25 protein-coding genes are annotated in these 21,945 nt (G+C 48.3%); 13 read left to right on the top strand and 12 right to left on the bottom strand.

The window, feature by feature from the left end; genetic code table 11:
- Positions 1-8: 8 nt before the first annotated feature.
- Together WES_RS10905 and WES_RS10910 are read left to right on the top strand one after the other, a co-directional pair.
- Positions 9-260 (top strand): excisionase family protein, encoded by a 252-nt coding sequence (locus WES_RS10905; RefSeq protein ID WP_000005552.1) that lies wholly within the window; start codon positions 9-11, stop codon positions 258-260.
- Between the two features lie 34 nt (positions 261-294).
- On the top strand, positions 295-1,575 hold the full coding sequence (locus tag WES_RS10910) for a site-specific integrase (RefSeq protein WP_000876958.1): 1,281 nt from the start codon (positions 295-297) through the stop codon (positions 1,573-1,575).
- Positions 1,576-1,762: 187 nt separating this feature from the next.
- Here WES_RS10910 and WES_RS10915 read toward each other — a convergent pair whose 3' ends face one another.
- The 3 genes from WES_RS10915 to WES_RS10925 form a co-directional block, all read right to left on the bottom strand.
- Positions 1,763-2,782, bottom strand: a complete 1,020-nt coding sequence (locus WES_RS10915) for a Zn-dependent oxidoreductase (RefSeq protein WP_016158232.1) — start codon at positions 2,780-2,782, stop codon at positions 1,763-1,765.
- A gap of 14 nt (positions 2,783-2,796) precedes the next feature.
- Positions 2,797-4,011 carry a starvation-sensing protein RspA gene (gene rspA, locus WES_RS10920; RefSeq protein ID WP_000706278.1) on the bottom strand — a complete coding sequence of 405 codons (1,215 nt, stop codon included), beginning with the start codon at positions 4,009-4,011 and terminating at the stop codon, positions 2,797-2,799.
- 216 nt (positions 4,012-4,227) lie between these two features.
- Positions 4,228-4,554, bottom strand: coding sequence for a YnfA family protein (locus WES_RS10925; RefSeq protein ID WP_010356476.1), 327 nt, complete (start codon positions 4,552-4,554; stop codon positions 4,228-4,230).
- Between the two features lie 134 nt (positions 4,555-4,688).
- Here WES_RS10925 and WES_RS10930 point away from each other — a divergent pair, with 134 nt between their 5' ends.
- Both WES_RS10930 and speG read left to right on the top strand, forming a co-directional pair.
- On the top strand, positions 4,689-5,030 hold the full coding sequence (locus WES_RS10930; RefSeq protein ID WP_001027859.1) for a DUF1283 family protein: 342 nt from the start codon (positions 4,689-4,691) through the stop codon (positions 5,028-5,030).
- Positions 5,031-5,064: 34 nt separating this feature from the next.
- Positions 5,065-5,625 carry a spermidine N1-acetyltransferase gene (gene speG / locus WES_RS10935; RefSeq protein ID WP_000199501.1) on the top strand — a complete coding sequence of 187 codons (561 nt, stop codon included), beginning with the start codon at positions 5,065-5,067 and terminating at the stop codon, positions 5,623-5,625.
- 2 nt (positions 5,626-5,627) lie between these two features.
- On the opposite strand, the gene WES_RS10940 is transcribed toward speG, so the two are convergent.
- Complete coding sequence (locus WES_RS10940) at positions 5,628-6,338, bottom strand: YnfC family lipoprotein (protein ID WP_077637345.1); 711 nt, start codon at positions 6,336-6,338, stop codon at positions 5,628-5,630.
- A gap of 106 nt (positions 6,339-6,444) precedes the next feature.
- On the opposite strand from WES_RS10940, the gene WES_RS10945 reads away from it, so the two are divergent.
- The 3 genes from WES_RS10945 to clcB all read left to right on the top strand — a co-directional run bounded on the left by WES_RS10945 (position 6,445) and on the right by clcB (position 9,021).
- The gene (locus tag WES_RS10945; RefSeq protein ID WP_000696054.1) at positions 6,445-6,750 is read left to right on the top strand and encodes a DUF1161 domain-containing protein; all 306 of its coding nucleotides are present in this window, start codon (positions 6,445-6,447) and stop codon (positions 6,748-6,750) included.
- 206 nt (positions 6,751-6,956) lie between these two features.
- Positions 6,957-7,571 (top strand): Tat proofreading chaperone DmsD, encoded by a 615-nt coding sequence (dmsD, locus tag WES_RS10950; protein WP_016158229.1) that lies wholly within the window; start codon positions 6,957-6,959, stop codon positions 7,569-7,571.
- 157 nt (positions 7,572-7,728) lie between these two features.
- Positions 7,729-9,021, top strand: a complete 1,293-nt coding sequence (gene clcB / locus WES_RS10955; RefSeq protein ID WP_071599012.1) for a voltage-gated ClC-type chloride channel ClcB — start codon at positions 7,729-7,731, stop codon at positions 9,019-9,021.
- Here clcB and bioD read toward each other — a convergent pair.
- From bioD to WES_RS10970, 3 genes are all read right to left on the bottom strand, one after another.
- Entirely contained in the window at positions 8,974-9,669 is a 696-nt protein-coding gene (bioD, locus tag WES_RS10960) for a dethiobiotin synthase (RefSeq protein ID WP_000919217.1), read from the bottom strand. The two genes, clcB and bioD, sit on opposite strands and share 48 nt — an antisense overlap.
- 125 nt (positions 9,670-9,794) lie before the next feature.
- Positions 9,795-11,015, bottom strand: a complete 1,221-nt coding sequence (gene mlc, locus WES_RS10965; protein WP_000225256.1) for a sugar metabolism global transcriptional regulator Mlc — start codon at positions 11,013-11,015, stop codon at positions 9,795-9,797.
- 134 nt (positions 11,016-11,149) lie between these two features.
- Positions 11,150-12,043: a LysR family transcriptional regulator gene (locus WES_RS10970; protein WP_016158227.1), complete on the bottom strand. Its 894-nt coding sequence runs from the start codon at positions 12,041-12,043 to the stop codon at positions 11,150-11,152.
- Between the two features lie 106 nt (positions 12,044-12,149).
- Here WES_RS10970 and WES_RS10975 point away from each other — a divergent pair, with 106 nt between their 5' ends.
- A complete protein-coding gene (locus WES_RS10975) occupies positions 12,150-13,403 on the top strand; it encodes an MFS transporter (protein WP_000091810.1) in 1,254 nt (417 codons plus the stop codon).
- A gap of 53 nt (positions 13,404-13,456) precedes the next feature.
- On the opposite strand, the gene WES_RS24730 is transcribed toward WES_RS10975, so the two are convergent.
- The gene (locus WES_RS24730) at positions 13,457-13,561 is read right to left on the bottom strand and encodes a KPN_01571 family protein (protein WP_211437555.1); all 105 of its coding nucleotides are present in this window, start codon (positions 13,559-13,561) and stop codon (positions 13,457-13,459) included.
- A gap of 269 nt (positions 13,562-13,830) precedes the next feature.
- Here WES_RS24730 and asr point away from each other — a divergent pair, with 269 nt between their 5' ends.
- From asr to WES_RS10985, 3 genes are all read left to right on the top strand, one after another.
- A complete protein-coding gene (gene asr / locus WES_RS10980) occupies positions 13,831-14,139 on the top strand; it encodes an acid resistance repetitive basic protein Asr (RefSeq protein WP_016158226.1) in 309 nt (102 codons plus the stop codon).
- A gap of 92 nt (positions 14,140-14,231) precedes the next feature.
- On the top strand, positions 14,232-14,315 hold the full coding sequence (locus WES_RS0121360; protein WP_032147852.1) for a small membrane protein YdgU: 84 nt from the start codon (positions 14,232-14,234) through the stop codon (positions 14,313-14,315).
- 99 nt (positions 14,316-14,414) lie between these two features.
- Positions 14,415-15,236 (top strand): trypsin-like serine peptidase, encoded by an 822-nt coding sequence (locus WES_RS10985; protein WP_001223110.1) that lies wholly within the window; start codon positions 14,415-14,417, stop codon positions 15,234-15,236.
- Positions 15,237-15,274: 38 nt separating this feature from the next.
- On the opposite strand, the gene mdtI is transcribed toward WES_RS10985, so the two are convergent.
- Positions 15,275-15,604 carry a multidrug/spermidine efflux SMR transporter subunit MdtI gene (gene mdtI / locus WES_RS10990; RefSeq protein ID WP_000046658.1) on the bottom strand — a complete coding sequence of 110 codons (330 nt, stop codon included), beginning with the start codon at positions 15,602-15,604 and terminating at the stop codon, positions 15,275-15,277.
- Entirely contained in the window at positions 15,591-15,956 is a 366-nt protein-coding gene (gene mdtJ / locus WES_RS10995; protein ID WP_000276159.1) for a multidrug/spermidine efflux SMR transporter subunit MdtJ, read from the bottom strand. Before mdtJ ends, mdtI begins: the two co-directional genes overlap by 14 nt.
- A gap of 411 nt (positions 15,957-16,367) precedes the next feature.
- On the opposite strand from mdtJ, the gene tqsA reads away from it, so the two are divergent.
- Positions 16,368-17,402 (top strand): AI-2 transporter TqsA, encoded by a 1,035-nt coding sequence (gene tqsA / locus WES_RS11000; protein ID WP_001118205.1) that lies wholly within the window; start codon positions 16,368-16,370, stop codon positions 17,400-17,402.
- A gap of 24 nt (positions 17,403-17,426) precedes the next feature.
- Here tqsA and pntB read toward each other — a convergent pair whose 3' ends face one another.
- Both pntB and pntA read right to left on the bottom strand, forming a co-directional pair.
- The gene (gene pntB, locus WES_RS11005; RefSeq protein ID WP_000014064.1) at positions 17,427-18,815 is read right to left on the bottom strand and encodes a Re/Si-specific NAD(P)(+) transhydrogenase subunit beta; all 1,389 of its coding nucleotides are present in this window, start codon (positions 18,813-18,815) and stop codon (positions 17,427-17,429) included.
- 10 nt (positions 18,816-18,825) lie between these two features.
- Complete coding sequence (gene pntA / locus WES_RS11010) at positions 18,826-20,358, bottom strand: Re/Si-specific NAD(P)(+) transhydrogenase subunit alpha (RefSeq protein ID WP_001219379.1); 1,533 nt, start codon at positions 20,356-20,358, stop codon at positions 18,826-18,828.
- A gap of 520 nt (positions 20,359-20,878) precedes the next feature.
- Between pntA and ydgH the strand changes: the two genes are divergently transcribed.
- The gene (gene ydgH, locus WES_RS11015; RefSeq protein ID WP_000769335.1) at positions 20,879-21,823 is read left to right on the top strand and encodes a DUF1471 family protein YdgH; all 945 of its coding nucleotides are present in this window, start codon (positions 20,879-20,881) and stop codon (positions 21,821-21,823) included.
- Positions 21,824-21,945 lie beyond the last annotated feature (122 nt).

Here is a 21,945-nt window from a genome sequence, read left to right as displayed (position 1 = left end):
AGAAATCGATGAGCGAAGTAATCATGATTGTCTCTCCCGGCAAATGGGTATCCGAAGAGCAGTTAATTGCGCTGAAAGGAATAAAAAAAGGTACGTTAAAAAAGGCCCGGGAAAAATCGTTTATGGAAGGAAGGGAATATAAGCATGTCGCTCATGACGGTATGCCATGGGATAACAGTCCATGCTTTTACAACCTGGAAGAAATTGATCGCTGGATTGAGCGCCAGGCATCAGCGAGACCAAGACGTCATCTTACTTGACTAAAAACCACACTAACTAATGAGAGAAGTTGAAATGAAATATCCGACAGGCGTGGAAAACCATGGAGGGAAATTACGTATCTGGTTTGTTTATAAAGACGTAAGAGTCAGGGAAAATCTGGGGGTTCCTGACACAGCAAAAAACAGGCGCGTTGCAGGTGAACTACGCTCCTCTGTTTGTTACGCAATAAAAACTGGTGTTTTCGACTATGCAAAACAGTTTCCCTCCTCACGCAATCTGGAAAAATTTGGTGAGGCCCGACAAGATTTAACCATAAAAGAACTGGCTGAAAAATTTCTGGCACTGAAAGAAACTGAAGTCGCCAAAACATCACTCAACACATACCGTGCCGTCATCAAAAATATCCTGAGCATAATCGGTGAAAAAAATCTTGCCTCATCGATTAATAAAGAAAAATTACTGGAGGTTCGTAAAGAGTTACTGACTGGATACCAGATCCCCAAAAGTAACTATATTGTTACACAACCAGGGAGATCGGCTGTAACTGTAAATAATTACATGACAAATCTTAACGCCGTGTTCCAGTTTGGTGTTGATAACGGTTACCTGGCAGATAATCCGTTTAAGGGGATCTCGCCATTAAAGGAATCAAGAACCATTCCGGATCCTCTTTCGCGGGAAGAATTTATCCGTCTTATCGATGCGTGCAGAAATCAGCAAGCAAAAAATTTATGGTGTGTTTCTGTTTATACTGGAGTTCGCCCTGGTGAGCTGTGTGCACTTGGATGGGAGGACATAGATCTGAAAAATGGAACAATGATGATCAGGAGAAATTTAGCAAAAGACCGTTTCACGGTACCAAAAACACAGGCGGGAACCAATCGGGTCATTCATCTTATTAAGCCAGCAATCGACGCTCTCCGGAGTCAGATGACATTAACGAGACTGAGCAAAGAGCATATCATTGATGTTCACCTCAGAGAGTATGGCAGAACAGAAAAACAAAAATGCACCTTTGTTTTTCAACCTGAAGTGTCAGCGAGAGTAAAAAATTATGGTGACCATTTTACCGTTGACTCAATAAGGCAGATGTGGGACGCAGCGATAAAACGTGCCGGACTCCGCCATCGAAAATCATATCAGTCGAGACATACTTATGCCTGCTGGTCGCTGACAGCTGGTGCTAACCCGGCATTTATAGCAAACCAGATGGGCCATGCAGATGCGCAAATGGTATTTCAGGTATACGGAAAATGGATGTCTGAAAACAATAATGCACAGGTAGCTTTGTTAAATACACAGTTAAGCGAGTTTGCCCCAACCATGCCCCATAACGAAGCAATGAAAAATTAATTTAATATTTATCAAATAGTTAACACGCATGACTCTTGAAATCCATAAATTCAAGTGCCGTACCTAACCATCCTGATACCGCTGCCTTCACTAAATCCTTAGTGCTTCTTTCATGTTTTTCTATTGTCATAATTATTATCTCTAAATAAGAGGTAAGATGCGTACTACTTATTCGCTATTATTGGTATTATTCAGAAAACGTAAGTAAAACTTTGCAACAGTGCTTTTGATCCTTTTCGAATAATGAAATGGCATCAGCAACATGCAGATAATCAAAGGTATGGGTAATTAATTTATCAGGATTAATTAACCCTTTGCTTAACCAGTCGATAACGACCGGGAATTTATTGGCATTTAACCGGGAAGAAAAAATAGAGAGTTCCTTGCCAGTAATTCCCTGCTGAATGACTTCAGACGGTTCACTGGAGAAGCCCATTAACACAATTCGTGCCGCCGGAGAAGCCAGCATAACCGCTTCTTTCAAAATGGAAGGATGGCAAGCAGCATCAATAATTAATGTTGGTTTGATACCCTTTTCAGCGAATATTTCGCCAAGCGTTGTCTGGCTGTTATTAATCGCCCAATCTGCCCCGCTCTCTTTCGCTTTGTTCAGTCGTTCATCAATGCGATCGGCGACAATCACATTTTTAACGTTATAAACACCCTTTAATACCTGAACGATAGTCAGACCAATTGGACCGGCACCATAAACCAGCACGGTGTCATCTTCAGTCGGCTGCCCGTGTCCGGTAACGTTCGCCGCAATGGTAAATGGTTCGATCATTACAGCGAACTGATCAGCCACTCCATCGGGAATTTTCCACGCATTCTTCGCCGGAACGACTGCATATTCACTAAAACCGCCATCAGCGTGAACACCTAATACAGCCAGAGTTGTGCAAACGTTGGGCTTACCCATTGAGCACGGATAACAATGTCCGCAGCTGACTACGGGATCTACCGCAACACGTTCGCCAACTCTGGCGTTATCCACACCTTCACCTACGGCATCAATCACGCCAAAAAATTCGTGACCAATGACGCGCGGATACTTTGCAAACGGATTATGACCGCGATAAATGTGACTATCCGATCCACAAATTCCCGCGAGTTTCACTTTTACTCGTACTTCACCCACTGCCGGGGTCGGAATTTCACGTTCGATAATCGCCAGTTGATTCGGTTTTTCAATTAAAATACTTTTCATTATTGTATGACTCCTTACCAGTTCCATAGCGTGCCATCTTCCAGACGTGCGACTGGCAGATAAGCAGGTTCGTAGGGATATTTCGCCGCCAGCTTTTCATCGAATTCGATACCAATGCCAGGCTTATCACCCGGGTGCATATAGCCGTTATCGAAGCTCCAGTTGTGCGGGAAGACTTCAAGCATTTGTTCTGAATAGCCCATATACTCCTGAACGCCGAAATTCGGCACCCACAAGTCAAAGTGCAATGCCGCAGCCATGCAGACTGGTGACAAATCGGAAGGACCATGTGAGCCAGTACGTACCTGGTAAAGCGAAGCAAAATCGGCAATTCTGCGCATACCTGTGATGCCGCCAGCGTGGGTCAGCGTTGTACGGATATAGTCGATAAGTTGTTCTTCAATCAGCTGTTTGCAGTCCCAGATGCTGTTAAAGACTTCACCCACCGCAATTGGCGTTACGGTATGTTGGCGAATGAGGCGGAAGCACTCCTGGTTTTCTGCGGGTGTAGGATCTTCCATCCAGAACAGGCGATAATCTTCAATACTTTTGCCAAAGCGTGCCGCTTCAATGGGCGTTAAACGATGGTGCATGTCATGCAGCACATGCTCATTAAAGCCAAACTTGTTGCGCACTGCGTCGAACAGTTTTGGCATGAAGTCGAGATATTTTTCCGTTGACCACAACTGCTCTTCTGGCCACTGCCCTTTGGTCGCAGGTTCATAAGCCAGCCCTTTTCCTTTGGACATACCGTAAGTCGTTTTCATACCGGGAATACCACACTGCACGCGGATGGCTTTGAATCCCAGTTCCTGATGACGAGCATAATCATCCAGTGCTTCATCAATACTGTGACCGGTGGTATGACAATAGACCATTACGCCTTCACGGGAAGCCCCACCTAACAGTTGGTAAAGCGGCATGTTTGCGGCTTTGGCTTTAATGTCCCACAGCGCCATATCAACAGCGGAAATAGCCGACATGGTGACAGGGCCGCGACGCCAGTAAGCGCCTTTATAGAAAAACTGCCAGATATCTTCGATACGATGGGCATCGCGGCCTATAAGTTGCGGACAGATATGATCCTGCAAATAGGACGCAACGGAAAGCTCGCGCCCGTTCAGAGTGGCATCACCAAGACCGGTAATACCGTCCTCGGTGGTGATTTTTAAGGTGACGAAATTACGTCCCGGACAGGTAACAAAAACTTCAGCCCCTACGATCTTCATGTTCTATTCCTTGCATCGCTTGTCGTGATGCATGAAATCTACGCAACTGAGCTACTACCATACAAGTATTAAGATCAAGAAAAGCCAGAGCGATCACAAAAAAAGGCGCATATTTGCGCCGTGAATAGTTCTAAAAACAGTCAAGCTTTATTGTTTTTCCGGGGTTCGACTAGTGCGTATCTTATTGATAAAAAATAATTAATCATATCAGAAAAGTCAGGTGCGTCCCCAGCCAGCAACAATAATCAACATGCCGCAAAGCGCAATTATCGCTCCCGTCCAGTCGTAGAGACTGAGCTTCACCCCATCTACCACCCGCAGCCACAGGAGCGCCGTACAGACATAAACACCGCCATACGCTGCATAAACTCGCCCACTTGCTGCCGGATGCAACGTTAACAGCCAGACGAAAAGCGCCAGAGAAATCCCCGCTGGAACCAACAACCAGACACTGGCATTCCGTTTCAGCCACAGCCAGGGCAAAAAACAACCAATGATTTCACACAAAGCGGTAACAAAAAACAGTAACGTTGTTTTAATCATCTTTGTCACTCATTGACATCATGTATATTTATAGGGCGACATAATATCATCAACATAGACATCCTTCTGGTACGTTTCGCGTTCACAGTGGATCGTGTAAAATCGCCCTTAACCATTCATGTAAGGAATGAATCATGAATATCACTCTCTGCAAAAAACTCAGCCTGCTCGCTTTTCTGCTGCCTTGCGCACTGGCATTTAGCGCAACTACCCATGCAGAAACCAACAAACTGGTGATTGAATCTGGCGACAGCGCACAGAGTCGCCAGCAGGCAGCAATGGAAAAAGAGCAATGGAATGACACGCGTAATCTGCGTCAAAAAATCAACAAACGCACCGAGAAAGAATGGGATAAAGCTGACGCCGCATTTGATAGCCGCGATAAATGCGAGCAGAGTGCCAATATTAATGCCTACTGGGAGCCGAATACTTTACGCTGCCTGGACCGTCGTACTGGTCGCGTAATCATCCCCTAACCTGTTATTGATATAAGGAATGTAAGGACACGTTATGACTAGCGCCCACAGTGTTAAGCTACGTCCGCTGGAGCGTGAAGATTTACGCTATGTACATCAACTCGACAATAACGCCAGCGTGATGCGTTACTGGTTTGAGGAGCCGTACGAAGCCTTTGTTGAACTCTCTGATCTGTACGATAAGCATATTCACGATCAGAGTGAACGTCGTTTCGTCGTGGAATGCGATGGCGAAAAGGCAGGTCTGGTGGAACTGGTAGAAATTAACCACGTCCATCGCCGCGCAGAATTTCAGATAATCATCTCCCCGGAATACCAGGGTAAAGGTCTGGCAACCCGCGCCGCGAAATTAGCGATGGATTATGGTTTCACTGTTCTTAATCTCTATAAGCTTTATCTGATTGTCGATAAAGAGAATGAGAAAGCGATTCATATTTATCGTAAGCTCGGTTTTACGGTCGAAGGTGAACTGATGCATGAATTCTTTATTAACGGTCAATATCGCAATGCTATTCGCATGTGCATATTCCAGCATCAGTATCTGGCGGAACATAAAACGCAAGGGCAGACTCTACTAAAACCGACCGCGCAATAGTATTAATAATAATCAATGGTATTTTTGATGGTGTAAACCCGTTCGACAGCGGGTTTTACTCCCTCATCCACAATGATTAATTGGCAGTCCACTGGATTCGCGTGGCTGTCATATTCACAAGTCTGTTTGACATTACCAACCTGTTGATTATTCAGTAAAGTAATTGCCGTGTAATCCAGTTTTTTGATCGGGTCCGTTGATGGAGTGGCGCTGACAGATAACGTTTTGTCGTTACTTTTCGTCGTTTTCCCCAGCGGATAACCCTGATCATCATAGCGATATTCCATCTGCATCTGTTTACTGCTGGCCTTAACCACGAAGCCATTATCATCAGTTTCCCAACTTACCCCGGCAGAAGGTAATTCTGCTAACTGGCATTTTCCCTGTAGACGTACTCTTTTCTCCAGTGTCTGTGCATCCCGGTAATAATTTGCATCCAACACCAGGGCAACCACGGTATTATTCTCCAGATCCAGTAATTCGAGGGAATCAAAACAGCCTTCTTCCGATAAATTCCCCGAAACACGTTTCGTCACTTCCCCTTGCTCATTCATTAACGTCTGAGTGAAATCTTTAATCGGTCCACGCAGCGGATCAAAATCAAATTCATTAGAGAAACTGGCCATTTCTGGCGTAAATGAAAGTGTTACCTCTGTGCGGTCACATCCTGTGAGTATTATCGCGAGTAAACATGGCAGTAATTTGTAATTCACATCAATCACCAGACAGTAGAGATGATTCTCAATCATAGTAGTAAATACAGTAATTTACACGTGAAATGCTATGCTTAGTTAGTAATATTCATGTAAGGAGCCAATGATGAAAATCTTAGCCTGCAGTGCCGCACTTCTGCTCACCCTGGCCTCATCCACAGTGCTCGCCGCGTCGGATTCATGTGAGCGCATAAAAAGTGATATTTCACAGCGCATTATCAATAACGGCGTACCAGAAAGTGGCTTCACTTTAAGTATTGTGCCGAATGATCAGGTCGACCAGCCTGATTCACAGGTCGTCGGGCATTGCGCTAACGACACGCATAAAATTCTCTACACCCGCACCACCAGCGGTAATGTTTCTGCCCACCCCCAGCCAACCCATGATAATGAGCCTGCTGAATCGCATTAATAAACCTGAGGCTGCCTGATACGATGCTTACGCACATATCAGGCCTGCCGTGTGGTATTGTTATGCGCTGGCTGTGCCCGCTAGCCGGGATACCTGCTGAGATGATCGGGCGTGCGCTCGTTTATGGCCTGCACATAATGCTCGGAATGACCATCGCAGGTTAACAAATTGGTGCGGGGTAAACCGCACGTTTCAGGATGATAGGAATGACGCATTTCTCACAACAAGATAATTTTTCTGTCGCAGCGCGCGTGCTGGGCGCGCTGTTTTATTACGCTCCTGAGAGTAAAGAAGCCTCTCCACTGGTTTCTGCGCTAACCAGTGACGATTGGGTCACCCAGTGGCCTTTATCACAAACGTCATTAGCGCCGCTGGTAACGGCTTTTAAGGAAGAATGTGAAGAGTCGCGTAGTCAGGCATGGCAACGATTATTTGTCGGGCCGTGGGCATTACCCTCTCCTCCGTGGGGATCTGTCTGGCTGGATCGCGAATCGGTGCTGTTTGGCGATTCTACTTTGGCGCTTCGTCAATGGATGCGCGAAAAAGGCATTCAGTTTGAAATGAAACAAAACGAACCGGAAGATCATTTTGGTTCGCTGCTGTTGATGGCAGCATGGCTGGCAGAGAACGGTCGTCAGACCGAGTGTGAAGAGTTGTTGGCCTGGCATCTTTTACCGTGGTCCACGCGTTTTCTTGAAGTGTTTATCGGAAAGGCGGAACACCCTTTTTATCGCGCGCTCGGTGAGCTGGCTCGTTTAACGCTGACACAATGGCAGTCACAGTTGCTGATCCCTGTCGCGGTAAAACCCCTGTTTCGCTGAATAATCCTTAGTATTATCGAAAGGCGTAAACTACACGCCTTTCAAATCCAATAAGTGACAACGTCACGTTTAATTCCACATACAGCACGCACAGCTTTTGCACCAGGTCTCTTTTCCCGCAAAATAGAGCCCCGTGTTTAATTTGCCATTTCTGCTCATGCAACATCTACACATCTACCCGGATCTGCGCACCATGTTTCGCCGCCTGCTTATCGCAATGGTCGTAGGCATTCTGGCGGCCTTTGCCGTTGCAGGGTTTCGTCATGCGATGCTGCTACTGGAGTGGCTGTTCCTCAATAACGACTCCGGCAGTCTGGTCAATGCAGCAACGAACCTTTCTCCGTGGCGACGACTGCTAACGCCGGCGCTCGGCGGACTGGCGGCAGGTTTATTGCTGATGGTCTGGCAGAAACTCTCTCAGCAACGCCCCCATGCACCTACCGATTATATGGAGGCGTTACAAACCGATGGGCAGTTTGATTACGCCACCAGTCTGATTAAATCCTTCGCTTCTTTGCTGGTGGTGACCAGCGGCAGCGCCATTGGTCGTGAAGGTGCGATGATCCTGTTGGCGGCACTTGCTGCCTCCTGGTTTGCCCAACGTTTTACCCCACGTGAAGAGTGGAAATTGTGGATTGCCTGTGGCGCGGCTGCGGGAATGGCAGCAGCCTATCGCGCCCCACTTGCCGGGAGTTTATTTATTGCCGAAGTATTGTTTGGCACCATGATGCTGGCCTCCCTCGGACCAGTAGTGATCTCTGCCGTAGTGGCATTGCTTATTAGCAATCTTCTTAATCACAGCGATGCTTTGCTCTACAGCGTGCAACTCTCTGTGATAGTTCAGACTCGCGACTATGCACTGATTATCAGTACGGGCGTGTTGATGGGCTTGTGCGGTCCATTGTTTTTAAAGCTAATGAACGCCAGTCATCGGGGTTTTGTTAATCTTAAACTTGCGCCGCCCTGGCAACTGGCATTGGGAGGTTTGATCGTGGGTCTGCTTTCCCTGCTCACTCCTGCCGTGTGGGGCAACGGCTATAGTACGGTGCAATCCTTTTTAACTGCCCCGCCACTGTTTATGGTCATTGCCGGGATCTTCCTCTGCAAGCTAGTTGCCGTGCTGGCCAGTAGTGGTTCCGGCGCACCTGGGGGAGTGTTTACGCCGACGCTATTTATCGGACTGGCAATTGGCATGTTGTATGGCCGGAGCCTGGGGTTATGGTTTACTGGCAGCGAAGAAATTACGCTTTTACTTGGGTTAACCGGGATGGCAACACTTCTGGCTGCGACCACACATGCGCCCATTATGTCGACACTGATGATATGTGAAATGACCGGGGAGTATCAGCTACTCCCCGGTTTATTGATTGCTTGTGTGATTGCGTCAGTAATGTCGCGGACGTTACATCGTGACTCTATCTACCGCCAGCACACTGCGCAGCATGGATAAACGGATATATTGCCCCAGTTCTCGCTGTTCTGCGCGAGGCAGATAAGGAAGCTCACCAATAAGCGGCGCCGGGAGTTTTTTACCCAATACATCAATGATTTCAGCGTAGTGTGCTAACCCTGGGTTGATACGGTTAGCCACCCAGCCAATCAGCGGCAGTCCGTCGTTTGCAATCGCCTGTGCGGTCAGAAGCGCATGGTTAATACAGCCTTCCTGAATACCTACCACCATCAACACGGGTAGCTGCTCCTGAACCACCCATTCAGAGAGCGGACGCAGGTCATTCATCAGGCTACGCCAGCCGCCAGTACCTTCAACAACCACATGGTCGACTTTATCAGTCAGATTAGCCAGACCATTTGAAATGAGGGTGTAATTGATCGGGCAACTGTGCGCCACACTGCTTTCTTCTTCGCTTAACGCTATGGGATTGACTGCTTCATAAGGCAGTTCAATTGATGAAACACTCTGCAACACCAGGGCATCTTTATTACGTAGCCCATCAGGTGTCTCTTTGCTCCCCTTCGCCACGGGTTTATACCCCGCAACCGTTTTTCCCTGGGAGGCTAACGCTTGTAGCAATGCGCGGGAAACCACCGTTTTCCCCACAGAAGTGTCTGTACCTGTTATAAAGAAACGCTTCAGCATCACTAACTCCACCGTTATGCTTCACAAATATAAGCCAGGAAAATAATTCAACTTTGGAAGTCTAAGTTATGCGTTCCTGGCCCAATTTGAGATAGCGCAAATTTTGGTAGAACAGTTAAAAAATGTTAACCCTGCAACAGACGAATCAACAAAGAACCGTTATACATCGCGTCTTTTACCAACGCCGCCCCCGCCATCGTCCCCTGATTAGAGAACTGGGTGCTCTCGACGCTAATGTGCTGGCTGTAGGCTGGAAGCGCCTGCTGACGGATACTGTCTGAAATTACAGGGAACAAGATCTCTGCAGCCTTACTTAGCGGCGAACCAATCAGTATTTTTTGTGGGTTGAATAAATTCACCATGATGGCAAGAATGCGCCCGACGTGCGTCCCCACGCCAGTAATAATATCTTTTGCCAGCAGATCGCCCTGCAACGCAGCCAGGCACAATGAATCCACGGTTAATGGCTGCCCATGTAACATAGAACTCATAGATTGATTCAACCGTAATTGTGCAAGCTCAAGAATACTATCAACACTAGCGATGGTTTCCAGGCAGCCGTGGTTACCGCAATAGCAGCGTTTCCCATAGGGATCGACCTGAGTGTGACCAATCTCCACAAGGCTACTGCTTCCCGCGTGTAACAAATGGCCATCGGTAATCACACCCGCACCCACGTTGTGATCAATCACCACCTGAATCACATCGCGCGCTCCGCGTGATGCGCCAAACAGAGCCTCAGCCATCGTCCATGCACTAATATCATGCTGAATATAAACCGGTACACCGGTATGCTGCTCCAGTACTTCGCCGAGCGGCATCTCTTTTACGTCCTCATAGAACGGCATACGATGCACAATGCCATTTTCCGTATCAATAATTCCCGGCAACGTAATGGCAATAGATGTCAGACGCTCGAGTTTTTTCTGATGGCGGATAAAAAACTGATCAATATGAGTAATTATGCGATCCAGCAGTGGCAATTCGTCCTGAAGCGCCAACTCCAGTGAGTCTTCCACCACCAGCTTGCTGCTCAGGTCGCGCAGGGCAAGAAAAATCTCCCCGCGACTAATGCGCAAAGAAAGATAGTGCCAGGCTTCTGTTTCTACCACCAGCCCCACCGCCGGACGCCCACGGTTTCCCGCTTCTTTAATTTCCAGCTCTTGCACCAGGTGCGCTTCGAGCATTTCGCGGACAATTTTGGTGATACTGGCTGGCGCCAGTTGCGCCAGCCGGGAAAGATCGATACGCGAAACTGGCCCAAGCTGATCAATCAGGCGGTAAACCGCGCCCGCGTTGGTCTGCTTTATTTGATCAATGTGCCCAGGCTGGTTTTCAGCAACCACCGCATACTCCCTATATTTTCGCGCTCCGAAATAATCTGTAGGTTATGGTGAAGTACTTCAATATGCGTCGTCAAATTTTTACTTCGTCATGTGATTAACAGCACATTTTTCGGTTTTTTTTGCTGAATTTTCCCTCACCGGAGTGCATTCATCAGCTGAATACGAAAGTTTCGTGCCGCCGGGCTTTGTTCACGATGCTTTGGCCAAACCAGCCACATTTCAGAAACCGCATCCTCTTCAGCAATAGGTAACCAGCGCATTTCATTGAGTTGGACACGTTTAAAAGAGGCGGGCAAAATCGAAACACCAAGACCGGCGGAAACCAGACCGATGATAGTCATCGCCTCGCCCACTTCCTGGGTGATGACCGGAGTCAGATTATAACGCCGCATCAGGCCAATAATGTCGTCATACAGCCCCGTCCCTACGTGTGGATCAAAAAAAACAAACGGTTCTTTTGCCAGTTCCGCCAGCGTTACGTCCGGTTTATTTGCCAAAGGATGATCGTGCGGGATCATTGCCATAAGCGGTTCATGCACGATTACCGCGTGATCCAGCGTCTCCGGCAACACGGTATTTCGTAACAACCCCATATCGAGCGTCCCTTCGGTAAGAGGATCTATTTGCTCGCGAGTATTCATCTCACGCGTCTGCAAATGGACATCAGGAAATTCGCAGCGAAATAGGGATAAGGTATCAGACACTGCGCGAATAAAGGGTGCCGACGAGGTAAAGCCAATGCGTAACTCTCCCGCTTCTCCCTGATGCAGACGTTCAGCGCGAGCGGCTGCGTCATCCACCATAGACAGAATTTGCCGACTATCAGCAAGGAACTGCTTTCCTGCTGCCGTTAGCAGCACGCTGCGGTTGGTTCGTGCCAACAGTCGCGCGCCAATTTGTTGCTCCAGAGCCTGAATCTGCTGACTTAGCGGCGGTTGCGAAATGTTCAGGCGGGCAGCCGCGCGTCCAAAATGCAGCTCTTCCGCAACGGCAACAAAGTAACGGAGGTGACGCAATTCAATATTCATATTTTAAACATCTTATTTGAGATTATTAATATATTAGACATAACAATTCGATTTTCCTACTCTATTCCTGATCCCACATCACAGGCATAATTAGCAAGGATTTCAAGTGAGTCGTACTACAACTGTTGATGGCGCTCCGGCAAGCGACACTGACGAGCAACCCCTTTCCCAGCCAAACAAATTCATTAAACGCGGTACACCGCAATTTATGCGTGTCACTCTGGCGCTATTCTCTGCCGGGCTGGCAACCTTCGCGCTTCTCTATTGCGTGCAGCCTATTCTTCCGGTGCTTTCGCAAGAATTTGGCTTAACGCCTGCTAACAGTAGTATTTCACTGTCCATTTCAACGGCGATGCTGGCTATCGGTTTGCTGTTTACTGGCCCGCTATCCGATGCCATTGGTCGCAAGCCAGTGATGGTGACGGCGCTACTGTTGGCCTCCATCTGTACGTTACTTTCGACAATGATGACCAGCTGGCACGGCATTTTGATTATGCGCGCCTTGATTGGTCTGTCGTTAAGTGGCGTAGCTGCCGTTGGTATGACCTACCTTAGCGAAGAGATCCACCCCAGTTTTGTGGCCTTTTCAATGGGGTTGTATATCAGCGGCAACTCGATTGGCGGCATGAGTGGGCGCTTAATCAGCGGTGTATTTACTGACTTCTTTAACTGGCGAATTGCGCTGGCGGCTATCGGCTGTTTCGCCCTGACCTCAGCATTAATGTTCTGGAAAATTCTCCCGGAATCTCGTCATTTCCGTCCTTCTTCGCTGCGCCCAAAAACACTGTTTATTAACTTCCGTCTGCACTGGCGCGATCGGGGACTCCCCTTATTATTCGTCGAAGGCTTTTTGCTGATGGGCTCATTCGTAACGCTGTTTAATTACATCGGCTATCGGTTGATGCTTTCACCATGGCATGTTAGCCAGGCAGTGGTTGGGTTATTATCGCTGGTCTATTTGACAGGCACCTGGAGTTCGCCAAAAGCAGGCACCATGACTACCCGCTTCGGTCGTGGCCCGGTGATGTTATTTTCTACAGGTGTTATGCTTTTGGGTCTTATCCTGACATTGTTCAGCTCACTGTGGCTGATTTTTGTCGGTATGATGCTTTTCTCCAGCGGATTTTTTGCCGCTCACTCTGTTGCCAGTAGCTGGATTGGTCCTCGTGCTAAACGCGCCAAAGGTCAGGCTTCCTCGCTGTATCTGTTCTGTTACTACCTGGGTTCAAGCATTGCCGGTACATTAGGTGGCGTCTTCTGGCATAACTATGGCTGGAACGGCGTCGGTGCATTTATTGCCCTGATGCTGGTGGTCGCTATTCTGGTCGGAACACGTTTACATCATCGCCTGCACGCCTGAAAAAAAATAAGTCCGGACGATGTGTTAAATTACTGTCCGGACTTATTACCTGCTCAACTCAACGTTAATAACCACCCTAAAACAGACGAAGCGCCTGCCATTTCTCGCAGGGCATCTAACGTCATCAGGATAATAAATACCCAAATTAGCGGATTCATTTTGCTGTGTGTCATTTATTGCTAATACACAGTGATTCTACCGATTTATAGGTAGTGAAAAAGCTAAGTTATTCAATACTACCTATATTGGTGGGAAATTCTCCTTACGTCACAATGCGTTATTATTTCCCACGTCATCGCTATTCGCTTTGTACATATCGTTACATGCCGAAACCAACCACTCACGGAAGCCTGTCATTTCCAGAGATATAGTCATTACATCGGCCCCGCAGTGGGGTTGCATAAAAAACAAAATTGAGGGTATGACAATGAAAAAAGTATTAGCTCTGGTTGTTGCCGCTACTATGGGTCTCTCTTCTGTCGCATTTGCTGCAGAAACTGCGACCACGCCTGCTCCGACGGCTACAGTGTCCAAAGCAGCGGCTGCAAAAGCAACGCATCATAAAAAACAGCATAAAGCGGCGCCTGCCCAAAAAGCGCAGGCGGCTAAAAAGCATCATAAAAAAGCGAAAAATGAACAGAAAGCGCCTGAGCAAAAAGCACAGGCAGCCAAAAAACACAGCAAAAAACACAGCCAGCAGCAATCTGCAAAACCAGTTGTACAACCAGCCGCGTAAGTTTTCGGCAGCAATAATGGCGCGCCCCCTCGCGCCTGAAAATTACGGTGTTAAACGGATAACGTTTAACACCGCCTTTAGCGGAGGGTACTATGGTGGGCCGTTATCGCTTTGAGTTCATTCTTATCATCCTTATTTTATGTGCCCTGATTGCCACCCATTTTTATCTTTTCTGAGCGTAGTTATCTGATTTTACTCCCACTTTCATCCCGTCCCGTCTATAGTATTCATGAGGGTTTGCTTTTAATAATCATAATTACTCACCAGAGTATGATATGCGTATAACTATTGCTGTAGTGCTGGGTGCAATTAGTCTGACATCTGCATTTGTGTTTGCGGATAAACCGGACGATCATAAATCGACCAATAATGAGGTCAGCACCCTATTTTTTGGTCATGATGATCGTGTATCAGTAAATAACACGAGCCAATCGCCGTGGGATGCGGTTGGGCAACTAGAAACGGCCAGCGGCAATTTATGTACGGCGACGCTAATTGCGCCGAACCTGGCATTAACGGCAGGACACTGTTTATTAACGCCGCCGAAGGGTAAAGCGGATAAAGCAGTTGCGCTGCGTTTTGTGTCGAATAAAGGTCTTTGGCGCTATGAAATCCACGACATCGAAGGCCGCGTTGATCCGACACTAGGGAAGCGGTTAAAACCGGATGGGGATGGCTGGATTGTTCCCCCCGCAGCCGCGCCGTGGGATTTCGGTTTGATTGTGCTGCGCAATCCGCCTTCGGGTATTACGCCATTGCCGTTATTTGAGGGAGATAAAACCGCGCTTATCGCCGCATTAAAAGCAGCGGGTCGTAAAGTGACTCAGGCGGGATATCCTGAAGATCATCTCGATACGTTGTACAGTCATCAAAATTGCGAAATAACCGGCTGGGCGCAAACCTCGGTAATGTCGCACCAGTGCGATACCCTACCGGGTGACAGTGGTTCGCCGTTGATGCTTCATACTGATGACGGCTGGCAGTTAATTGGGGTGCAAAGTTCAGCTCCTGCAGCGAAAGATCGCTGGCGCGCTGATAACCGGGCCATTTCTGTCACTGGTTTTCGCGACAAACTAGAAGAACTGACCCGGCAATAACATTCAAACGCTGCCCGCATTGTCGGGCAGCGTGTTCATCATGCAAGTTTCACCATAATCATTCCAGCCAACAGCAAGACCAGACCAACCCAGCCTTTACGATTTAAACGTTGACCAAACAAGATCCAGCCAGCGGCTAACGTGGCGGCAATACCAAACCCGCCCCACAACGCATACGCTACCGACAAATCTATGCCCTTTACTGCCTGGGAGAGTGAGCTAAAGGCCGCAAGCACCGCCGCCAGTGAGAGCAAGCCATAGACTTTACGGCGAAAGCCGTCAGAAAATTTCAAAAAGACGTTAGCAATAATTTCCAGCACGATTGCCAGTGCCAGCCAGGCGGCGTGAACCCATTCAAACTGCGCCATGATTCACCTCCAGCGAGGATTTACGCACTTTGCGAGTACCCGATTTAATCAACACAATCCCAGCCACCAGGGTTGTTAACCCGGCAATTTTTAGCAGCGATAAACTTTCGTCGAATAACAGAACACTAAAGAGCGTTATAAATAAAATACCGATGCCTTCCCACAGAGCATAAGCCACGCCAAGTGCTATTTTTTTCACGGCGAAAGAGAGAAATATATATGACAGCGAAATCATCACCAGCATTAAAATAAAACCGCCGTTTCCCTCACTAACGCTCGCCCATTTCATTGACAGCGTGCCGGTAATTTCTGTGGCAATAGCCAGACCTAATAAAACCCAATAAATATACATCGTCCTTCCCCTGCAAGAGAATTATTTTAACGTTCGCTCGACTCAGCGAAACCAAAAGAAAAGTATTCAGTCCAGCGCAGAGCGCCAGCTTTGGCAGAGGAAGGGACTAAAGCGCGTTGCGCCAGTGTTGCTCACCTGCGAGCAAGATGGTGGTTGAGGTACGGAAATGAGTAAATGTAGAAAATAACGTCCTGAACAAATTGTCCATAATATTACAATTATCCGCAGTGTTGCTTCTCGTCATCGCGGATGATAATTGTCCTCGGTAGTTGTACACGTCTGATTTGTATCATAGCTTAAGAATTAACTCAAAACATTTTCATTTCTTTACCTGAGTAGTTTGATTTTCGTTATAATGCCACGGCTAAAAAGAAAATATTATTAGCGAAGGAAGAAAAAACGGGGATACGCATGGCAAAGCCGATCATCACGCTCAATGGCCTAAAAATAGTCATTATGTTGGGAATGCTGGTCATTATTCTCTGCGGTATCCGTTTTGCCGCCGATATCATCGTCCCCTTTATCCTCGCCCTATTTATTGCAGTCATTCTTAATCCGCTGGTACAACGCATGGTTCGCTGGCGAGTGCCGCGTGTGTTGGCTGTGTCGATTTTAATGGTCATCATCGTGATGGCGATGGTGCTATTACTGGCCTATCTCGGCTCAACGCTCAATGAACTGACCCGCACTTTGCCACAGTATCGCAGCTCAATCATAAAACCCCTGCAAGTTCTGGAACCTTTGTTACAACGCGCGGGTATTGATATCTCGGTTGACCAACTGGCGCATTATATTGATCCGAACGCGGCGATGACGTTGCTCACCAACTTGCTGACGCAGTTATCTAACGCCATGTCATCCATATTTTTATTGTTGCTGACGGTGTTGTTTATGCTGCTCGAAGTGCCACAACTTCCCGGCAAACTCCAGCAAATGATGGCGCGCCCGGTCGAAGGTATGGCGGCGATCCAACGCGCCATTGACAGTGTGTCGCATTACCTGGTGCTGAAAACAGCCATCAGCATCATCACTGGTCTGGTCGCCTGGGCGATGCTCGCCGCACTCGATGTTCGCTTCGCTTTTGTCTGGGGATTGTTGGCCTTCGCGCTTAATTACATCCCTAACATTGGTTCTGTTCTCGCGGCTATCCCCCCTATCGCTCAGGTACTGGTGTTTAATGGTTTCTATGAGGCGTTACTGGTGCTGGCGGGATATCTGCTGATTAATCTGGTCTTCGGCAATATTCTGGAGCCGCGCATCATGGGGCGCGGGTTGGGGCTTTCGACACTGGTAGTTTTTTTGTCGTTAATTTTTTGGGGATGGTTGTTAGGACCGGTGGGAATGCTGCTTTCCGTGCCGTTGACGATTGTTGTCAAAATTGCGCTTGAACAAACGGCGGGAGGCCAAAGCATCGCCGTCCTGTTAAGCGATCTCAATAAAGAGTAACGGCCTCCACAGAGGCCGTCAGGGTTACAGTGCTTTCAGGATTGCATCCACGCTGGCCTTGGCATCGCCAAACAGCATGTGAGTGTTTTCCTTGAAGAACAGCGGGTTTTGCACACCAGCATAGCCAGTGTTCATCGAACGTTTAAAGACAATCACGTTCTGTGCTTTCCACACTTCCAGCACAGGCATTCCGGCAATTGGGCTTTTCGGATCGTCCTGCGCCGCCGGGTTAACCGTATCGTTAGCGCCAATCACCAACACAGTGTCGGTATCAGCAAAATCATCGTTGATCTCGTCCATTTCCAGCACGATGTCATACGGCACTTTCGCTTCTGCCAGCAATACGTTCATATGCCCCGGTAATCGACCTGCAACCGGGTGAATACCGAAACGCACATTGATACCACGGGCACGCAATTTCTCGGTGATTTCTGCCACCGGATATTGTGCCTGCGCGACCGCCATGCCGTAGCCTGGGGTGATGATCACCGAGTGCGAATTTTTCAGCAATTCTGCCGTCTCTTCCGCAGTGATTTCGCGATGCTCGCCCACTTCCTGATCATCACCGGTGGAAGAACCATCTGTGCCGAAACCACCCGCAATGACGCTGATAAAGGAACGGTTCATCGCCTTACACATAATGTAAGAAAGGATAGCCCCCGAAGAACCGACCAGCGCACCGGTCACAATCAGCAGGTCGTTGCTGAGCATAAAGCCCGCAGCCGCAGCCGCCCAGCCGGAGTACGAGTTCAGCATCGACACCACCACTGGCATATCTGCGCCACCGATGGAGGCGACTAAATGCCAGCCGAATACCAGCGCAATGGCGGTCATTATCAGCAATGCCAGCACTTGCAGGCCGACGCTATCCGTGCGAACAAATACAATCAGCAGCAGGAAGGAAACGACCAGAGCCGCCAGGTTCATTTTGTGACGGTTTGGCAGCATCAGCGGTTTAGACGAAATTTTGCCGCACAGCTTACCGAACGCCACGACCGACCCCGTGAAAGTCACCGCACCGATGAAGATACCGAGGAACACTTCCGTCAGGTGAATATTGGCCAGAATCGGCGCCATTTCCGCGTCGTGATGCAGATAGCTGTTAAAACCAACCAACACCGCCGCCAGACCAACGAAGCTATGCAGGATCGCCACCAGCTCCGGCATTTCGGTCATTTCGACTTTTTTCGCCAGACGGATACCAATCGCCCCACCGATGACCATCGCCAGTAAGATCCAGCCAACGTTGCCAGTATCCGGTCCAAAGATAGTTGCAATTAAAGCAATCGCCATCCCGGCGATACCGAGGTTGTTACCCCGGCGAGACGTTTCATGTTTTGAAAGCCCAGCCAGACTGAAGATAAACAGGATCGCGGCAACAATGTATGCAGCTGTAACTAATCCTCCAGACATATGTTACCCCTTAGTTTTTGCGAAACATTTTCAGCATACGCTGAGTCACGGTGAAGCCACCGAAAATATTAATGCTGGCTATAAGCACCGCGATAAAACTAAGGAAGCTAACCCAGCCGCCCTGGCCAATCTGTAAAAGTGCTCCGACAACAATAATCCCTGAAATCGCATTGGTGACCGACATCAACGGTGTATGTAACGCGTGCGATACATTCCACACCACGTAATAGCCGACAACGCACGCCAGCGCGAACACGGTGAAGTGTCCGAGGAACTCTTTCGGTGCAACATTTGCCAGCCAGCCGAAAAGGATAATTGCCAGCGCCATCAAGGCGTATTTACGCCACGGCGAACAGGCACATTTTTCCTCGGTTTTGACTTCCGGTGCTGCTTTCTGCGCTGCCTGTGGCTGGGCTGAAACCTGAATCGGCGGCGCCGGCCAGGTAATTTCACCCGCACGGATCACGGTCACACCACGAATCACCACATCATCAAAATCAACAGTAATGTTGCCGTCTTTCTCTTTGCACAACAGTTTCAGCAGATTGACGAGGTTGGTGCCATAAAGCTGTGAGGATTGCGTCGGCAGACGCCCCGGAAGATCGGTATAACCAATGACTTTGACGCCATTTTCAGTGGTGAAGATTTGCCCCGGCACGGTGTATTCACAGTTACCGCCGTTTTGTGCTGCCAGATCGACAATCACACTGCCCGACTTCATGGAGTCCACCATTTCACGGGTAATCAGTTTCGGTGCCGGTTTGCCTGGAATAAGCGCAGTGGTAACAATGATATCGACGTCTTTTGCCTGCGCAGCAAAAAGCTCCATTTCCGCTTTGATGAACGCTTCCGACATCACTTTGGCATAGCCATCGCCGCTGCCTGCTTCCTCTTTAAAATCCAGTTCGAGGAATTCCGCGCCCATACTCTGAACTTGTTCTTTCACTTCCGGACGAGTATCGAACGCACGCACAATTGCGCCGAGGCTGTTTGCTGCACCAATGGCCGCCAGACCAGCAACACCCGCACCAATCACCATGACTTTTGCCGGCGGCACTTTACCTGCCGCAGTGATTTGTCCGGTAAAAAAGCGACCAAACTCATGAGCTGCTTCGACAATAGCGCGATAACCTGCGATATTCGCCATCGAACTTAACGCGTCCAGCGACTGGGCGCGAGAAATACGCGGTACGGAGTCCATCGCCATCACGGTGACGTTACGTTCCGCAAGTTTTTGCATTAGTTCCGGATTCTGCGCAGGCCAGATAAAACTTACCAGCGTTGTACCTGGATTCAGCAGTGCAATTTCATCATCTAACGGTGCATTGACCTTCAGAATGATCTCTGACTGCCAGACGTTATTCCCTTCTACTATTTCAGCGCCCGCTTGCACAAACGCTTTATCGTCAAAACTCGCCAGTTGACCCGCGCCGCTCTCTACCGCGACGGTAAAACCTAGTTTCAGCAACTGTTCCACTGTTTTTGGCGTTGCTGCAACACGGGTTTCATTGGTTAACCGTTCTCTTGGTATGCCAATTCGCATGATATTCCCTTCCATCGGTTTTATTGATGATGGTTTGCCTGTGTTTCACGGTACACAAGCCGCTCATGAACGAGCTAAATGTTACTCCGTTAAAATAAATTAGTAACAAACGTCTATAACGTACTGAAAATAATGCCTGTGATCTAGCGCCAAAAATCAGTATTTCGGCGTTAACTCGAAAAATATTAACGATTCAGCCTTGATAGTGGGATAAACACCATAGAACACAGGATAAAGGGCGATAATTGTCTTCAATAGCCAGGTAAAACATGAGATCACCCCGTCGCAAGCCACCAGTTAACATTAAATTAACTTATACAATTCAGCCATTTCAGCCGCCTATGCCACTGCGCTCACTTTTTAATCACACATGGTTATTCGAACAGGTTTAAAATCAAATCAAGAAGTCTGATATGAAAAATGACGCAGACAGTTACACCGTTTAAATGCAATAATCAGCCACGTTTCTCGTTAATAACAATACCAGTACCTGGTTTGCGCAAGGCGAAGGATTATTTTTATGAAGCTTAAGAACACCCTCCTGGCGTCGGCACTGCTTTCTGCTACGGCATTCTCCGTTAACGCAGCAACAGAACTGACACCGGAGCAAGCGGCAGCGGTTAAACCTTTTGACCGTGTAGTGGTTACCGGACGTTTCAATGCCATTGGCGAGGCGGTGAAAGCCGTATCCCGCCGCGCTGATAAAGAAGGCGCAGCCTCTTTTTATGTTGTCGATACGTCAGATTTCGGTAACAGCGGTAACTGGCGTGTAGTTGCCGATCTCTATAAGTCTGATGCTGAAAAAGCAGAAACCGAAAAAAATCGCGTGATTAATGGCGTGGTGGAACTGCCCAAAGACCAGGCCGTTCTGATCGAACCGTTTGATACAGTTACCGTCCAGGGCTTTTACCGTAGCCAGCCTGAAGTCAATGACGCCATCACCAAAGCGGCGAAAGCAAAAGGCGCATACTCTTTCTATATTGTTCGTCAAATCGATGCCAACCAGGGCGGCAACCAGCGTATTACCGCATTCATCTATAAAAAAGATGCTAAGAAACGCGTAGTACAAAGCCCGGATGTGATCCCGGCGGATTCCGACGCGGGACGTGCAGCCCTGGCTGCCGGTGGCGAAGCTGCGAAGAAAGTTGAAATCCCTGGCGTTGCCACTACTGCGTCACCAAGTTCCGAAGTCGGTCGTTTCTTTGAAACCCAGTCATCAAAAGGCGGACGTTACACTGTCACGCTACCTGACGGCACTAAAGTAGAAGAACTGAACAAAGCGACCGCAGCGATGATGGTGCCGTTCGACAGCATTAAGTTCTCAGGTAACTACGGCAACATGACCGAAGTTTCCTACCAGGTTGCTAAACGTGCCGCGAAGAAAGGGGCTAAGTATTACCACATCACCCGCCAGTGGCAGGAACGTGGCAATAACCTGACCATCAGCGCAGACCTGTATAAATAACTATTCAGTATCACGATAAGGCGGCTTTATGCCGCCTTTAGCATTTTTAGTCACAAATTTTCCCCTAACCATTGCATGACGATACATCTCTTCGTAAAATCCCGCGCCTTAGTGACAAACAC

The sequence above is a fragment of the Escherichia sp. KTE31 genome (genome assembly GCF_000407925.1).
Classification (GTDB): domain Bacteria; phylum Pseudomonadota; class Gammaproteobacteria; order Enterobacterales; family Enterobacteriaceae; genus Escherichia; species Escherichia ruysiae.
This window is presented reverse-complemented; position numbering and strand designations above follow the sequence as displayed.

Bases quoted from the DNA above. Each gene is read 5' to 3' on its own strand.
- asr (WP_016158226.1), top strand. From the start codon at position 13,831: ATGAAAAAAGTATTAGCTCTGGTTGTTGCCGCTACTATGGGTCTCTCT.
- ydgH (WP_000769335.1), top strand. From the start codon at position 20,879: ATGAAGCTTAAGAACACCCTCCTGGCGTCGGCACTGCTTTCTGCTACG.
- WES_RS10945 (WP_000696054.1), top strand. From the start codon at position 6,445: ATGAAAATCTTAGCCTGCAGTGCCGCACTTCTGCTCACCCTGGCCTCA.
- WES_RS10985 (WP_001223110.1), top strand. From the start codon at position 14,415: ATGCGTATAACTATTGCTGTAGTGCTGGGTGCAATTAGTCTGACATCT.
- pntA (WP_001219379.1), bottom strand. From the start codon at position 20,358: ATGCGAATTGGCATACCAAGAGAACGGTTAACCAATGAAACCCGTGTT.
- mdtI (WP_000046658.1), bottom strand. From the start codon at position 15,604: ATGGCGCAGTTTGAATGGGTTCACGCCGCCTGGCTGGCACTGGCAATC.
- bioD (WP_000919217.1), bottom strand. From the start codon at position 9,669: ATGCTGAAGCGTTTCTTTATAACAGGTACAGACACTTCTGTGGGGAAA.
- tqsA (WP_001118205.1), top strand. From the start codon at position 16,368: ATGGCAAAGCCGATCATCACGCTCAATGGCCTAAAAATAGTCATTATG.
- dmsD (WP_016158229.1), top strand. From the start codon at position 6,957: ATGACGCATTTCTCACAACAAGATAATTTTTCTGTCGCAGCGCGCGTG.
- speG (WP_000199501.1), top strand. From the start codon at position 5,065: ATGACTAGCGCCCACAGTGTTAAGCTACGTCCGCTGGAGCGTGAAGAT.
- WES_RS10970 (WP_016158227.1), bottom strand. From the start codon at position 12,043: ATGAATATTGAATTGCGTCACCTCCGTTACTTTGTTGCCGTTGCGGAA.
- WES_RS10930 (WP_001027859.1), top strand. From the start codon at position 4,689: ATGAATATCACTCTCTGCAAAAAACTCAGCCTGCTCGCTTTTCTGCTG.
- WES_RS10915 (WP_016158232.1), bottom strand. From the start codon at position 2,782: ATGAAAAGTATTTTAATTGAAAAACCGAATCAACTGGCGATTATCGAA.
- WES_RS10925 (WP_010356476.1), bottom strand. From the start codon at position 4,554: ATGATTAAAACAACGTTACTGTTTTTTGTTACCGCTTTGTGTGAAATC.
- mdtJ (WP_000276159.1), bottom strand. From the start codon at position 15,956: ATGTATATTTATTGGGTTTTATTAGGTCTGGCTATTGCCACAGAAATT.
- rspA (WP_000706278.1), bottom strand. From the start codon at position 4,011: ATGAAGATCGTAGGGGCTGAAGTTTTTGTTACCTGTCCGGGACGTAAT.
- WES_RS24730 (WP_211437555.1), bottom strand. From the start codon at position 13,561: ATGAATCCGCTAATTTGGGTATTTATTATCCTGATGACGTTAGATGCC.
- pntB (WP_000014064.1), bottom strand. From the start codon at position 18,815: ATGTCTGGAGGATTAGTTACAGCTGCATACATTGTTGCCGCGATCCTG.
- clcB (WP_071599012.1), top strand. From the start codon at position 7,729: ATGCAACATCTACACATCTACCCGGATCTGCGCACCATGTTTCGCCGC.
- WES_RS0121360 (WP_032147852.1), top strand. From the start codon at position 14,232: ATGGTGGGCCGTTATCGCTTTGAGTTCATTCTTATCATCCTTATTTTA.
- WES_RS10905 (WP_000005552.1), top strand. From the start codon at position 9: ATGAGCGAAGTAATCATGATTGTCTCTCCCGGCAAATGGGTATCCGAA.
- WES_RS10910 (WP_000876958.1), top strand. From the start codon at position 295: ATGAAATATCCGACAGGCGTGGAAAACCATGGAGGGAAATTACGTATC.